Genomic DNA, 13,836 nt, shown 5'->3' with positions numbered 1-13,836 from the left:
GTGATCGTCATGTCAACTGATCTTATAAAAGTAGCGGTAATCGGAGCAGCCGGCCGAATGGGGCGCGAGGTCGTAAAAATGGTGCTGGAGGATGAAACGCTTCAGCTTGTAGCTGCAGTCAGTCCTTCGTCAGGACCTGTTGATGCCGCCATTTTCGCGGGCAAGCCCAATTGCGGCGTAATCGTCAGCGCGACGCTGGACGAAGCGCTCAGTTCGGCCAAGGCCGATGTTCTCGTCGACTTTACAGTGCCGCAGGCGGCCTATGGCAATACGAAGACCGCAATCGAATACGGTGTTCGTCCAATCATCGGAACGACGGGTTTTACGCCTGAACAAATTGTGGAGCTGGACGAGCTCTGCAAGTCGAAGGGAATCGGCGGACTGATCGCGCCGAACTTCTCGATTGGCGCCATTCTTATGATGAAATTCGCCGCGCAGGCCTCCAAATATATGCCTCATGTCGAAATTATCGAATATCATGGCGATCAGAAGCTGGATGCGCCTTCCGGCACGTCGATCAAAACCGCGGAGCTGATCTCGCAGGTTCGCGAAGAGCTTCGTCAAGGCAACCCAAAGGAAGAAGAGACAATTGAAGGATCACGGGGCGGCTATTATAATGGCTTCCGGATACATAGCGTCAGATTGCCGGGGGTATTCGCTCAACAGGAAGTCATCTTCGGCGGCTACGGCCAAACACTCAAGATTCGCCATGATTCTTACGATCGTGCAGGTTATATGCCTGGCGTGAACGTGGCGGTCAAGAAAGTAATGACGTATGCCGGGCTCATCTACGGCTTTGAGCACATCATGGATTAACCTTAGTTATCGAAACATCATGGATTCATAACGTTTCTAACCTATCATTGTTCAGCTAGAGAGGGGTACGTCATGCTTAATATCGCCTTTATTGCCCACGACAGAAAGAAGGACGAGATCGTCAATTTCGTTACGGCATACGAACATGTTTTCGTTCCACACCAATTATATTCTACCGGCACGACGGGCGCCCGCATTATGGAACAAACAGACTTGTCCATTCACCGGTTTATGTCGGGGCCTTTGGGAGGAGATCAGCAGATAGGCGCCATGGTTGCGCAGAACGAGATGGATCTCATTATCTTCCTTCGCGACCCGTTGATGGCCCAGCCGCACGAGCCGGATATTATCGCATTGCTCCGACTCTGCGACGTGCAGGGCATTCCGGTAGCCACAAATATCGCCACAGCCGAGGTGCTTGTTAAGGCCGTAGAACGCGGCGACTTTGCATGGCGAGAGCTTGTCCACAAATACAAGCCCGGAGTGGGCGAATAATGGAGTCCGTCGATATTCTCGTATTCGGCGCCCATGCCGACGATGCGGAGATCGGCATGGGCGGCACGATCGCGAAGCATGCAAAAGACGGCCGGCGCATCGTCATATGCGATCTGACACAAGCAGAAATGTCATCCAACGGCACCGTGGAGCTGCGTCGGCAAGAAGCCGACGCAGCGGCCGCGGTGCTTGGTTTATTTGCACGGACCAATCTGTCTCTGCCTGACAGAGGCCTTTCGCTAAGCGGCGCTCACATCGAACGCGTAGTCGAAGAGATTCGCAGATGGCGTCCAAGGCTCGTTTTCGCTCCGTATTGGGTTGATCGTCACCCCGATCATGTGCAAGCCAGCAAACTGATCGAAGAGGCCGTATTTAATGCCAAGCTTCGCCATTATTTGTCGCATCTGCCTCCCGTACAGGTGGAGCAGCTCATTTATTATTTTATTAACGATATGGATCAGGTATCGCTGGCGATAGACGTTTCGAGCGTGTACGAGCAGAAGCGCGCAGCGCTTAAGGCCTATCGTTCGCAATTCCAGCTGTCCGCCACAACGGATTCTGTTGCAACTCCGCTCACTAATGGATATTTGGAGCGGGTTGAGGCAAGAGACTACTTGCTCGCGCAAGGACGGGGCTGGCAGTACGCCGAAGGTTTCGCGATCAAACGACCATACGGCATAACAACCTTTTGACGAAGTGCGTAATGTAAAGAACTAACGTACAACCAATCCGGAATACATATGAATAGCGGTTCAACAGCAGGAGGTGCGGCAATCATGACCAGGAAACTCAAAATCGGCATTACCTGTTATCCCACATTGGGCGGTTCCGGCGTCGTAGCGACGGAACTCGGCAAGCTGCTCGCGGAACGAGGGCATGAAATTCATTTTATTACGCACAGCATTCCGTTCCGATTGGGGAAATTTCATAAAAATATTTTTTTCCACGAAGTGGAAGTTAACGATTATTACGTGTTTAAATATCCACCATATGATCTGTCGCTGGCAAGCAAGATGGCTCAAGTAGTCAAGATGCAGAAACTCGATGTCTTGCATGTCCATTATGCGATTCCGCATGCCGTCTGTGCCTATCTGGCGAAGCAAATGAGCTGCGATGGCTTAAAAACGGTAACGACGCTGCATGGAACGGATATTACGGTGCTCGCGCAGGACGAATCGCTTAAGGATCTAATCCGGCTCGCCATTCACCAAAGCGATGCCGTGACGGCGGTATCGGATGATCTCATCCAGGAAACCCGCAAACTTCTCGATATAACGACGCCGATCGATCTGACGTACAACTTCGTTGACAAACGGGTTTATTATCCTCGCGAAGTGGAAAGCCTGCGGCGTGATTTCGCGGCGCCGGACGAAAAGATTCTAATGCATATATCCAATTTCCGTCCGGTTAAACGAGTCAGTGACGTCGTGGATATTTTCGCGCGCGTCTCCAAAAAAGTGAAATCGCGGCTGCTGCTTGTAGGCGAAGGACCGGAGCAGTCCAAGATTCAGTGCATGATTCGTAATCTGGGACTTGAGGATCGGGTGCAGTTTCTAGGGAAACAAGAGGATGTCGCGCAGGTCATCTCGCTTGCCGACGTGCTGCTTCTGCCATCGGAAAAGGAAAGTTTCGGTCTTGTGGCGCTTGAGGCGATGGCTTGCGGCGTGCCGACAGTCGGCTCAAATGCGGGGGGCATTCCGGAGCTTGTCACGCACGGCGAGACTGGCTACCTGTCCAACATAGGCGATGTAGAAGAGATGGCGCGTAATGCGGAGGCTATTCTAACAGATCCGGTGTTGGCTGCCAGGTTCCGCGAGGCATGTCTGCATAGAGCCCGATTCGAGTTCTGCAACGATAAAGTGACCACGCAATACGAACAAATTTATTATCGGGTGCTGGGCATCGAGGCGAACTTGCCCGAACCTGTCTGCGAATGAATACAATTGAACTAACGCCTGCCATGAAGGCGGGTTTGCCGATCATAAGGCAGCTGGAGCAAGCGGGTTATCAGGCTGTGTTCGTGGGAGGGGCGGTTCGGGACGCCATCCTGGGCATACCCGTTAAGGACATCGATATCGCGACCGCGGCGAAGCCGGAAGAAGTAATGGAGCTGTTCCCGCGCTGCATTCCGACAGGGCTTGCCCATGGTACGGTGACGGTCATGCTGGAAGGTACGCCATACGAGGTAACGACCTACCGGAAGGAAGAACAATACGAGAATTACCGTAAGCCAAGCGCCGTCACCTATGTGACCGATCTGGATGAGGACTTGCTAAGACGGGATTTCACAGTTAACGCCATGGCCTTAAGCGGTCTAGGAGTTATCCATGATCCATATGGCGGATTGCGCGATTTGCGCCGTGGCGTATTGCGCTGTGTAGGCAATGCAGACGATCGATTAATGGAAGATGCGCTTCGGATGGTGCGGGCAATCCGATTTATCGGCGTCTATGGCTTTCACCCATCAGCGTCCGTCTGGCGGGCGCTGCAACGTCATCGAGAGCTGCTTCGGCATGTAGCGATGGAGCGCATTCTAGCCGAGCTGGACAAAATGATGGCAAGCAGCCGTCCGGCAAGATGTTTGACCTGGCTGCTTGCGAGCGGGCTGTTGTCGAGGACGAAGCTGCCTTTGGGCAATGCGGACAAGCTCGGCGATCCAGCGCTTCGGCAAGTCGATCTGAGCTTCCTGGACGGCATTAACGACTTAGATGTCCGTTGGGCGTCGGTTTTCCTTGCGGGGTCTTGGACGCTGCAGGAAACCGAAGCTGCATTGGAGTCGCTTCATATGTCCAACAAAAAATCAAAGCGGATCCTGCCCATAATTCGATTTCACGAATCCATGCGCGCAGGATTGCAAGATCTAGCCGACCGTTCCTTGCTGGAGAAGATGATGGAGAGATTCGCCGGATTATTCCTGCATCACGGCGCGGCTGCGGCTGCTGACTGGCTTATTATCCAAGCGTGCATACCCATGAATTCCGCTCTGTTGATCCTATCACCTTCGTCGCTAGGGGCTCTGAATAAACAATTGCAGGATGCTCCGGTGCGGTCCGTCAAGGATCTAGACATAAATGGAGCTGAGCTTGCCAAAGCGATAGGCAAGAAGCCGGGTCCGTGGCTTAAGGAAAGCCTGGACCATCTCATGCTCCAAACCGCTCTCGGACGTTTGGATAACGTCAAACCTCGGTTGTTAGCTGCTGCCATCGCCAGAGAAGAGGAATAGGGGGTTAGAAGATGAGTATGGATAGACTCTCGCAATTGTTCCGCGATCATCCCGGTCAGTACTTGTCGGGCGAGAGGCTCAGCGAGGAGCTTAACGTCAGCCGCACGGCGATCTGGAAATCCATCAAGAAGCTGGAAGGAGCGGGCTACGAATTCGAGGCTTCGACCAGGCTGGGCTACAAGCTGATTTACCAGCCGGATCGACTGGATACCGAGACGATTGCCAGAGCATTGGACACGAGGACGTTCGGAAAAATTCTGCGTGTTGAAGGCGAAGTGACGTCCACGCAGGACCTGGCTCGAAACGCGGCGGAGCAAGGGGAAGCCGAAGGTTATCTCGTCATTGCGGAGCAGCAAAAAAACGGCAGGGGACGAATGGGCCGCAGCTGGGTTTCGCCTTATGGCAAAGGAATCTGGATGAGCATGGTGTTAAGGCCATCCGTACCGATCCACTGCGCTCCGCAGCTTACGCTTTTAACGGCAGTTGCGTTGTGCCGAAGCCTTAGACGAGTGACGGAGCTTAATGTCGGCATTAAATGGCCGAATGATCTCCTCATCGAAGGCCGCAAAATAAGCGGCATATTGCTGGAGTCGGCTGCCGAAGACGAACGTCTCAAACACATAGTCGCAGGTATCGGCATCAGCGTAAATCTTGCTGCTAACGATTATCCCGAGGAAGTGCTTGAGAAGGCCGTGTCTCTACGTATTGCTGCCGGCCGACCGTTCGACAGAACGGGATTGATCGCGGCTTTTTTGAAGGAGTGGGAAGAGCTGTACGAGCTGTTCCTGCAGCAAGGCTTTCGGCCGATCGCCGATTTATGGGAGTCGTTGGCGGTCTCGCTTGGCCAAAAGGTGTTGCTGACAACGCCGCAAGGAGAGATATCGGGAGTGCCGGAATCGCTCCACGATAGCGGAGCCATCCGGGTTCGCCGCGAGGACGGAACTCTCGTTACTTTATTTTCGGCGGAGATGGGCGAACCTTTAACAAAGTGATAATCATTCAACAGAAAATCGAGCGCCTCTTGCATGCAATTGACGGAGGCGCCGTTTACGGAGCGCATTTTTTTTGATACACTGTAGTCAAGCGGGCGGCATTCGTTTTTGGAGCTGCACCGTTAGGATGGTCGGCATTTTTCCAATAATTTGCTAGTGACAATGATTGGGATGCGCATTCTGCTCTGAGCCGCCAAGGACCGAGACAGAAGGAAGCACGACAAGCATGTATTTCCTTTTTGATTCGGCAACCTTTAGCACAGCGGCTAAAAGGTTTTTTTGTGTTTAGAATAGGCAACAACAAGGTCAAGTGAGAGCACGAACAAAAAGCGAAGAAGAGAGGGAGTGAGCTGATGAGGAAACGACTGACAATATCCGGTCTTCAGAAGATGAAGCAGGAACGCAATGCGATTTCCATGGTGACAGCTTATGACTATCCGTCGGCCAAGCTGGCGGAGGAAGCGGGGATCGACACCTTATTGGTAGGCGACTCGCTAGGTAATGTAGTACTTGGATATGAAACGACCATTCCGGTCACAATTGAAGATATCGTGTATCATACGAGAGCTGTCGCGCGAGCGGCAACCCATACGTTTATTATAGCCGACATGCCCTTCATGACTTACGGGGCGAGCCGGGAGGCTACTTTGACCAATGCTGCGCGCATCATGCAGCAGGGCGGCGCCCAAGCCGTCAAGCTGGAGGGCGGTTCGGAAATTACGGGCGATGTAGAAGCATTGGTAAAGGCCGGGATTCCTGTAATGGGCCATATCGGGCTGACACCCCAATCCGTTCATCAACTTAGCGGGTACAAAGTGCAAGGCAAGCTGGAGAAGGATGCGGAACGGCTTATGAAGGATGCTTTGGCGCTGGAGAAAGCAGGCGCTTTCGCTATTGTGCTAGAGCTTTTGACGGAGCCACTGGCCGCGGCGATTACCAAAGCCTTATCGATTCCGACGATCGGAATCGGCGCTGGACGGGCTTGCGACGGGCAAGTACTGGTCTACCATGATTTGCTGCAATACGCTTCTCCGTATTTCGAGAAAAAATTCGTGAAAACCTACGCGGATCTCGGCACCACGGTTAGACAGGCGATAGAAGCTTTCTCGCAGGATGTAAAGAGCGGCGCATTCCCGGCGGAGGAGCATACCTTCCAGCCGCAGGCTGAAGCAAAGACATCGGAAACGCTGTACGGTGGAACTTCCGACTCTTCGGAACAACCACCCGCAGATGTAAGGAAAGGGGTCCAATACTCATGATTGTATGCCGAACCATCCAGGAACTGAAGTCTGCACTGGGTGAACGGGCATCGGACGGCAAGTCGCTCGGATTCGTGCCTACGATGGGTTACCTCCACGAGGGGCATGCCAGTCTGCTCAGAAAGGCGAGAGAAGAGAACGACGTGGCCGCGCTAAGCATCTTCGTCAATCCGCTTCAATTCGGCCCCAAGGAAGACCTGGATCGTTACCCGCGGGATGAAGAAAGAGATCTTGCTATTGCGGCGGAGTGCGGAGTCGATGTCGTCTTTCTGCCGACTGTGCAAGAGATGTACCCCGGGCGTCCCTTAACTAAGGTGATTGTGGACGAAGTAACGGACAGGATGTGCGGCGCTTCCCGGCCTGGCCACTTTGACGGCGTAGGAACGGTTGTCAGCAAGCTGTTCCATCTCCTTAAGCCTTCGCGCGCCTACTTCGGGATGAAGGATGCTCAGCAGGTCGCCGTTATTGAACAGATGGTGCACGACCTGAATTTTGATATCGAGATTGTACGATGCGAGACTGTGCGCGAGCCCGATGGTCTTGCGTTAAGCTCCCGCAATGTATACTTGTCGGCAGAGCATCGCAGTCAAGCCGTAAGGCTGTCCCAAGCGTTAAACCTCGCAAAGGAGTGGCTGAAGGAGCCAGGCATGACGGCAAGCGGGCTCAAGCAGCGCGTGGAATCGCATATTCGCGAGGCGGATCAGGCAATTATCGATTATGTGGAGCTGCTAGCCTATCCCGGGCTATCGTTGATTGACGAAGAGGCGCAGTTATCTTCCAATAACGGTACCGTTATACTGGCACTTGCTGTAAAGTTCGGGACTACGCGATTAATCGACAATCGTTTATTCGAAACATCCAAGATTGGCGGAGGTGAATGATTATGTTCAGAACGATGATGAAATCCAAGCTTCACAGGGCGACGGTGACGGAAGCGAATCTGAATTATGTAGGCAGTATTACGATTGACGAGGATCTGATGGAAGCAGCGGATTTGCTGGAGAACGAGAAGGTTCAGATTGTAAACAATAACAATGGAGCCAGATTCGAAACCTACGTAATTACGGGGCCGAGAGGGTCGGGCGTTATCTGCTTAAACGGAGCGGCGGCAAGACAGGTTCAGCCGGGCGACAAGGTTATCATTATTTCTTATGCGTCCATGTCCACGGAAGAAGCGCGCGTCCATAAGCCGATCGTGACGATTCTAAATGATGAAAACAAGCCGGTCAAGGTGCTCACCGAAGAGCTTCACGCAACGATCCTGTAACGAACTGGTCTTTGGAAGTGGTTCGTTTATGTAACGTCTGGGATGCCGTATGAAAAACCGCGTTGGAACAAAGAATGACCGTATCACTCCTTAATCCAAAGCGAAGGCGGGATGCGGTATGATACAGCATATGTTCTCTTCGATGAACGAATGGCTTGACGGGATTAAAGAGCGTTACAACTCGGCCACGGACCAGGAGCGCGGTCAGTACCTGGAGCAGATTCGGCAGCTCAAAAAAACAAGCGACGCCTTTATCGAGGAATGGCTTCAATTCGAGGAAAAATTCACCGATTTTCAAGACGAGTGCGGTCCGTTCGACTTAAGCGGTCCGGTTGGAGGAGCGGCGCTGCCAAAACTTCCCGAGCTACCGGCGGGTAAGGATAAGGATCATCCAGCAAACAAAATCCCGAATTCGGGATATGCAGCTGCTGGCGCAAATTATCCAATCACAATCAGCGAGAAACAACCATGCGCCTATGGCGATCTGGAAATTCCCGAAGCTGCGGAGCCCTTCATGAGCAAAGGACAAGGCTATTATAAATTATTTATGTTCGCCGAAGCAGCTTCTTTATTCCAGACCGTCATTGCCATGGCCCCCGAATGCAATCTGGCGAGACTTCATCTGGCAATGAGCCAGATGCATCTGCAGAATTGGAACGAAGCGCAGCGTCACTTCCAACTGCTTGTTGTGATGTCGGACTTTCCGAAGTGGGTCGCTTTAGGATATAATGCCCTTGGGTGTATTCACGCAGTTCGGATGAACATGGCACATGCGGAGAGGCTGTTCCGCAAAGCTTACGAAGTTTATCCGAGCTTTACGGATCCATTAAATAACTTGCGATCCTGCCAGGAATCGCCTGGGCAATTATCGTTATATTTCGGAAGCACGGAGTTGTGCTGTTTGTGAGAGGGACGAAGATGGATGAAATACGCAGTGCTGGATTTGGAGACGACGGGTCATAGTGCAGAAGACGACATTATTCAAGTCGGCATCGTCATTGTATCGGAAGAGATGGCGATCGTCGATACGTTCAGCTCGTTTGTAAAGCCTACGGTACCTATTCCCCCGTTCATTACGCAATTAACCGGCATCGAGGAAGAGACCGTTGCGGACGCGCCTGAGCTGCACGACGTGCTGCTAAAGCTTATTCCTCTCTTGGATGATGCCGTTCTTGTCGCCCATAATGTAGGATTCGATGCCGGTTTCTTGAACGGCGCGCTGGAGAAATGCGGATATTTGCCTTTCACCGGCCGCAGGCTGGATACGATCGAACTCCTGCGAGTATTATATCCGACGATTACATCTTATCAATTAGGCGTTGTAGCGGCATCGTTTGGCATTACGCATGATCATCATCATCGCGCGGATAGCGACGCGCTTGCGACTGCCCATATTTTTATCGAGGCTGTGGGCAAGCTTCGCACCTTGCCGCTGCTTACTTTGCAGCGGCTCGTTGCGTTGATCGACGAATCCAGGGACCTGCATTGGTTCCTTAACGTCAATCTTAATCTTATGGAGCGAACCGTCGTGTTCGAGTCCAATGAAGTGGATTATTACCGGCAATTTGCTCTTAAGGCGCGAGAATGGAATGAAGAACAGCCTGCCAGGACTAATGGAGCGGGCTCGGCAATACCGAAGGACATGAGCTTCGAGGCTTATCTCGAAGCCGTTCGTGCCAAGTTTCAAGAACGTTTTCCGGATTACGAAGAGCGCGAGCCGCAAAAGCTGATGTTTCATCACGTATACGAAGCGCTCGCAGCCGATCAGCACCTCTTGATTGAGGCTGGAACGGGCACGGGCAAGTCGCTGGGGTATTTGATCCCCGCCCTGTATTACGGCGTTCAGAGCGACAGCAAGATCGTCGTCAGCACGCATACGATCAATCTTCAGGAGCAACTGAGAAGCAGGGATTTGCCGCTGCTGTCCGACGTGCTTCCGTTTCCCGTAAAAGCCTCCATTTTTAAGGGGAGAGGGAACTACTTATGTTTGCGCAAATTCGAGGGCAAGGTCAACGCCCGGGACTTGGTTTCTCCTGTAGAAGATGCGATTACGGCATCCCAGATGGTCGTCTGGTTAGGAGAAACGGAGACAGGGGATCAGGAGGAGTTGAACCTCGGCAGCCGAGGTTCTGACTTTTGGTCTACGGTATCCAGCGATGCGGACTCATGTCTTAATCGTGCTTGTCCATGGTTTAAGCGCTGTTATTACCATCGCGCCAAACATGAAGCGAACGTCGCCGACGTCTGTATTACGAATCATTCCTTGTTATTTACCGATGTGCAGGCCGATCATCGCCTGCTGCCCGCGTATTCTCATCTTATTATTGACGAGGCTCATCACGTGGAAGAAGTGGCAGGCAAACATCTGGGGATGAACGTGAATTATTTCTCACTCGTACATATTGCGACCCGGTTGTTTAAGGACAATCGAACGGGGTTATTGCCTTTACTGCGTTCCAAGCTGCAGAATGAAGGCGATGACCATGTACAAGCATGGACGGAGACGATTGATGAAATCATCCCGATCTTCCAGGAGATCAGGGAGCATTGGGACAAATTATTCGAGATGCTGTATGCAATGATGGGCGAAGGAGCTGAAGGCGCCACTGATAATGGCGCGGTTTCGTCTTCGGTTCTTAGACTCCATCATTCCGAGCTTCCTGCAAGCTGGGATGAAGCGAGCGGCGTCGAGAATAATATTTATGTCGAGCTTGCGCGGGTTATCAAGACGATGGAAAAAATGATCAACGACATCAAGGAGCGGATCGATGATCTCTCCGTTCAGGGAACGATTACCGATCTTAACGGTTCCATCCGGGATTTGACGAGATTAAAAGACGAGCTTCGAATCTTTATGAAACTGGAGCAGTCCGGTTTTGTTTTCTGGATGGAAGCCAGCGCGGTATACCGCTACCGATCGCTGCACATGTACGCGGCACCCGTCGATGTTAGCGAACAGCTTCAAAAGTACTTTTTTGACGCCAAAGACAGCATCATTATGACCTCCGCGACATTAACGGTGCAGAAAACCTTCCAGTACGCAGAGGAACAACTCGGACTCCTCGGCTATGAGACGCAGGGCAAGCTCAAAACCGTGCAGTTGCCGTCTCCTTTCCGTTACAGGGAACAGGCGCTGGTGATGGTCCCTCGCGACTTCCCGGTTGTTAAGGGCGCATATGTAAACGACGCGTATCTGGATAAGCTGGCGGCTTCGCTGGTCGACGCCGCTCTAGAGACAAAAGGACGAATGCTGGTGCTCTTTACTTCTTATAAGATGCTGAAGCAAGTTCACGAGCTTATGAAAATAGGTCTGGCCGCGGCAGGCATCGGCTTGCTGGGACAAGGGATCGACAGCAGCAATCGAACCAAGCTGACGAGACGTTTCCTTCAACAGCCGGAATCCGTGCTTTTGGGAACGAGCAGCTTCTGGGAAGGCGTCGATATTCCAGGCGAAGCGCTTACCTGTCTTGCCATTGTAAGACTTCCGTTCCAGCCTCCTAATCATCCGCTCCAAGAAGCAAAGGCGGAGCAACTGCAGCGACAAAAGCAGAATCCGTTTATGAAGCTGTCCATCCCGCAGGCCGTCATCCGGTTCAAACAAGGATTCGGCCGACTTGTCCGAACCTCGCAGGACAAAGGCATTGTCATCATCTACGATACGCGCGTTATCGATGCCTATTACGGCAAACATTTTCTCTATTCGCTGCCAGGTCCCAAGATCGAAACGATGTTTACGGATCAGATGGTGCCAAGAATTAGAGAATGGCTGGGAAAAAACAGCGCTGCGGCGAGCGAACCAGAAGCTACGAAGGAGGCAACAACTTGAAGCAGACCAAAATATCCGAAGCGGTCGTGCGCCGACTCCCTATCTACTTGCAGGTGCTTAACGAGCTGGACAGCCGCGAGATCCAGACGGTATCCTCGCAGGAGCTTGGGGTTAAGCTTGATCTTAACCCGGCTCAAATTCGCAAGGATCTCGCGTATTTCGGCGAATTCGGACGCAAAGGTATTGGCTACGACGTTGTCTATTTGATCGAAATCATTCGTCAAATACTCAAGGTGAACCAGACGATCAAGGTCGCGCTGGTTGGCGCCGGCAATCTGGGTCATGCCTTATGCAATTACAACAAATATTCCAAGGACAATATGAAAATAACGGCTGTGTTCGACGATCATCCTGCCAAGATCGGAACGAATATCAACAATCTGGTCGTTCAACCCATGAGCGAGCTGGTCGCAACGATTGCGGAGCAAAAAATTCGGATCGGAATCATCACTGTCCCTGCGTTCGAAGCTCAAAACGTCGTAAATCAATTCGTCTCGGCAGGGATAGAAGGCATTTTGAACTTCGCTCCAGCGATTTTGCGCGTACCGGATGAAGTACGCATTCACAATGCCGATTTCACAAGGGAACTGCTTAGCCTCGCGTATTATTTGAACCATGAAGGAGAAGATTCGGATGAAACAGCTATGGATTAGAAATGGCCTGTTCGTGACGATGGACGACTCGACCCCGGTCATTAAAGGTCATATGGTCATCACGAACGATACCATTACATATATCGGCGAGCAGGAGCCTGAGCCGCAAAGCTTGTCTGAAAGCGTTGAGAAGCTGGATGGCAAAGGACTGGCCTTCCTGCCCGGACTTATTAATACGCATGGTCATGCGGCGATGTCGCTCCTTCGCGGGTATTCGGACGATCAAAATCTGCAGGTATGGCTGGAACAGAAAATGTGGCCGATGGAGGGCCGTTATGTTGCGGCGGATACGAGAGCCGGCACAGCTCTGGCCATCGTCGAGATGCTTCGTACGGGAACAACGACCTTCCTCGATATGTATGATCGAATGGATGAAGTCGCCAAGGTGACGGAACAATCCGGCATCCGCGGCGTTTTGATGCGCGGCGTTATCGGCCTATGCTCGGAAGAGGAGCAGAAAGCGAAGCTAGAGGAAGCGATTGCATTCGCCCTGGAGTGGAACGGCAGGGCAGACGGCCGAATTACGACCATGCTGTCCCCGCATGCGCCATATACTTGCCCTTCCGCATATATCGAAAAATTTGTACAGGCCGCCCATGATCATTCTTTGGCGCTTCATACGCATATGTCCGAGTCTCGTGCAGAGGTGGAGCAGAACGTTAGGGATTACGGCGTTCGGCCTGTTGAGCATCTTCATCGGCTGGGTTTCTTTTCGCGCCCTGCGTTGGTCGCGCACGCCGTTCATCTGAACGACGAGGAGATTGCAATGCTAGCAGAGAACGGCGTCTCCGTAGCGCATAATCCTGTGAGCAATCTGAAGCTGGCCAGCGGCATCGCCAGGCTTCCGGAATTGCTTCGTGCCGGCGTTAAGGTCGGTCTCGGAACGGATAGCGCGGCCAGCAACAATAATCTGGATCTGTTCCAGGAAATTACAATGGCAGCCCTGTTGCACAAAGGCGTATCCGGAGATCCCACTGCCATACCGGCTATAGAGGCGCTTAAGCTTGGGACATCGCTCGGCGCGGCTTCCATCTGGAAGGAGAAGGAGATCGGCATGCTCAAGGCGGGGATGAAGGCTGATATGGCTGCCGTCAACATCGACCAGCCTCAGTACTTCCCGCTCACTGACATCGTCTCGCATCTTGTCTATGCGGGATCGGGCAAGGATGTTCGCCATGTGTGGGTTGGGGGCAAACAAGTCGTGAAGGATGCACAATGCACCTTGCTGGACGAAGAAAAAATTCGCAAGGAAGCGCAAGCCGCATTCGAGCGGCTGCTTAACGGCTAATGCGCGCCACGGAAAGA

General features: G+C 52.4%; 13 protein-coding genes. All 13 read left to right on the top strand.

Features of this window, described 5'->3' with window-relative positions; translation table 11 throughout:
* Positions 1 to 9 precede the first annotated feature (9 nt).
* The 13 genes from dapB to H7F31_RS22260 all read left to right on the top strand — a co-directional run bounded on the left by dapB (position 10) and on the right by H7F31_RS22260 (position 13,819).
* Positions 10 to 816 carry a 4-hydroxy-tetrahydrodipicolinate reductase gene (gene dapB / locus H7F31_RS22320; protein WP_187100598.1) on the top strand — a complete coding sequence of 269 codons (807 nt, stop codon included), beginning with the start codon at positions 10 to 12 and terminating at the stop codon, positions 814 to 816.
* A 72-nt stretch (positions 817 to 888) separates the two neighbouring features.
* A complete protein-coding gene (gene mgsA, locus H7F31_RS22315) occupies positions 889 to 1,311 on the top strand; it encodes a methylglyoxal synthase (protein ID WP_087566970.1) in 423 nt (140 codons plus the stop codon).
* Positions 1,308 to 2,003, top strand: coding sequence for a bacillithiol biosynthesis deacetylase BshB1 (gene bshB1, locus H7F31_RS22310; RefSeq protein WP_261800546.1), 696 nt, complete (start codon positions 1,308 to 1,310; stop codon positions 2,001 to 2,003). Before mgsA ends, bshB1 begins: the two co-directional genes overlap by 4 nt.
* Positions 2,004 to 2,087: 84 nt before the next feature.
* Positions 2,088 to 3,248: an N-acetyl-alpha-D-glucosaminyl L-malate synthase BshA gene (bshA, locus tag H7F31_RS22305; RefSeq protein WP_187100596.1), complete on the top strand. Its 1,161-nt coding sequence runs from the start codon at positions 2,088 to 2,090 to the stop codon at positions 3,246 to 3,248.
* Complete coding sequence (locus H7F31_RS22300; protein WP_187100595.1) at positions 3,245 to 4,534, top strand: CCA tRNA nucleotidyltransferase; 1,290 nt, start codon at positions 3,245 to 3,247, stop codon at positions 4,532 to 4,534. Before bshA ends, H7F31_RS22300 begins: the two co-directional genes overlap by 4 nt.
* A gap of 11 nt (positions 4,535 to 4,545) precedes the next feature.
* Positions 4,546 to 5,526 (top strand): biotin--[acetyl-CoA-carboxylase] ligase, encoded by a 981-nt coding sequence (locus tag H7F31_RS22295; RefSeq protein ID WP_187100594.1) that lies wholly within the window; start codon positions 4,546 to 4,548, stop codon positions 5,524 to 5,526.
* Between the two features lie 353 nt (positions 5,527 to 5,879).
* Positions 5,880 to 6,785 (top strand): 3-methyl-2-oxobutanoate hydroxymethyltransferase, encoded by a 906-nt coding sequence (gene panB, locus H7F31_RS22290; RefSeq protein ID WP_187100593.1) that lies wholly within the window; start codon positions 5,880 to 5,882, stop codon positions 6,783 to 6,785.
* Positions 6,782 to 7,666, top strand: a complete 885-nt coding sequence (panC, locus tag H7F31_RS22285) for a pantoate--beta-alanine ligase (RefSeq protein WP_187100592.1) — start codon at positions 6,782 to 6,784, stop codon at positions 7,664 to 7,666. Before panB ends, panC begins: the two co-directional genes overlap by 4 nt.
* 2 nt (positions 7,667 to 7,668) lie before the next feature.
* Entirely contained in the window at positions 7,669 to 8,052 is a 384-nt protein-coding gene (gene panD / locus H7F31_RS22280; protein WP_087566964.1) for an aspartate 1-decarboxylase, read from the top strand.
* Positions 8,053 to 8,170: 118 nt separating this feature from the next.
* On the top strand, positions 8,171 to 8,959 hold the full coding sequence (locus H7F31_RS22275) for a tetratricopeptide repeat protein (RefSeq protein WP_187100591.1): 789 nt from the start codon (positions 8,171 to 8,173) through the stop codon (positions 8,957 to 8,959).
* Between the two features lie 15 nt (positions 8,960 to 8,974).
* Entirely contained in the window at positions 8,975 to 11,878 is a 2,904-nt protein-coding gene (gene dinG, locus H7F31_RS22270) for an ATP-dependent DNA helicase DinG (protein WP_187100590.1), read from the top strand.
* A complete protein-coding gene (locus H7F31_RS22265) occupies positions 11,875 to 12,531 on the top strand; it encodes a redox-sensing transcriptional repressor Rex (RefSeq protein WP_087566961.1) in 657 nt (218 codons plus the stop codon). The genes dinG and H7F31_RS22265 overlap by 4 nt, the downstream gene beginning before the upstream one ends.
* Complete coding sequence (locus H7F31_RS22260) at positions 12,506 to 13,819, top strand: amidohydrolase (protein WP_397374735.1); 1,314 nt, start codon at positions 12,506 to 12,508, stop codon at positions 13,817 to 13,819. The genes H7F31_RS22265 and H7F31_RS22260 overlap by 26 nt, the downstream gene beginning before the upstream one ends.
* The last annotated feature ends 17 nt before the right edge of the window (positions 13,820 to 13,836 follow it).

Source organism: Paenibacillus sp. PAMC21692, from assembly GCF_014303795.1.
Lineage (GTDB): Bacteria > Bacillota > Bacilli > Paenibacillales > Paenibacillaceae > Pristimantibacillus > Pristimantibacillus agaridevorans.
Note: the sequence above shows the minus strand (reverse complement) of the source record. Positions and strands in the feature narration are given on the sequence as shown.

Excerpts from the sequence above, each read along its gene's own strand:
- dapB (WP_187100598.1), top strand. The coding sequence starts at position 10 with ATGTCAACTGATCTTATAAAAGTAGCGGTAATCGGAGCAGCCGGCCGA.
- mgsA (WP_087566970.1), top strand. The coding sequence starts at position 889 with ATGCTTAATATCGCCTTTATTGCCCACGACAGAAAGAAGGACGAGATC.
- bshA (WP_187100596.1), top strand. The coding sequence starts at position 2,088 with ATGACCAGGAAACTCAAAATCGGCATTACCTGTTATCCCACATTGGGC.
- H7F31_RS22300 (WP_187100595.1), top strand. The coding sequence starts at position 3,245 with ATGAATACAATTGAACTAACGCCTGCCATGAAGGCGGGTTTGCCGATC.
- H7F31_RS22295 (WP_187100594.1), top strand. The coding sequence starts at position 4,546 with ATGAGTATGGATAGACTCTCGCAATTGTTCCGCGATCATCCCGGTCAG.
- panB (WP_187100593.1), top strand. The coding sequence starts at position 5,880 with ATGAGGAAACGACTGACAATATCCGGTCTTCAGAAGATGAAGCAGGAA.
- panC (WP_187100592.1), top strand. The coding sequence starts at position 6,782 with ATGATTGTATGCCGAACCATCCAGGAACTGAAGTCTGCACTGGGTGAA.
- panD (WP_087566964.1), top strand. The coding sequence starts at position 7,669 with ATGTTCAGAACGATGATGAAATCCAAGCTTCACAGGGCGACGGTGACG.
- H7F31_RS22275 (WP_187100591.1), top strand. The coding sequence starts at position 8,171 with ATGATACAGCATATGTTCTCTTCGATGAACGAATGGCTTGACGGGATT.
- dinG (WP_187100590.1), top strand. The coding sequence starts at position 8,975 with ATGAAATACGCAGTGCTGGATTTGGAGACGACGGGTCATAGTGCAGAA.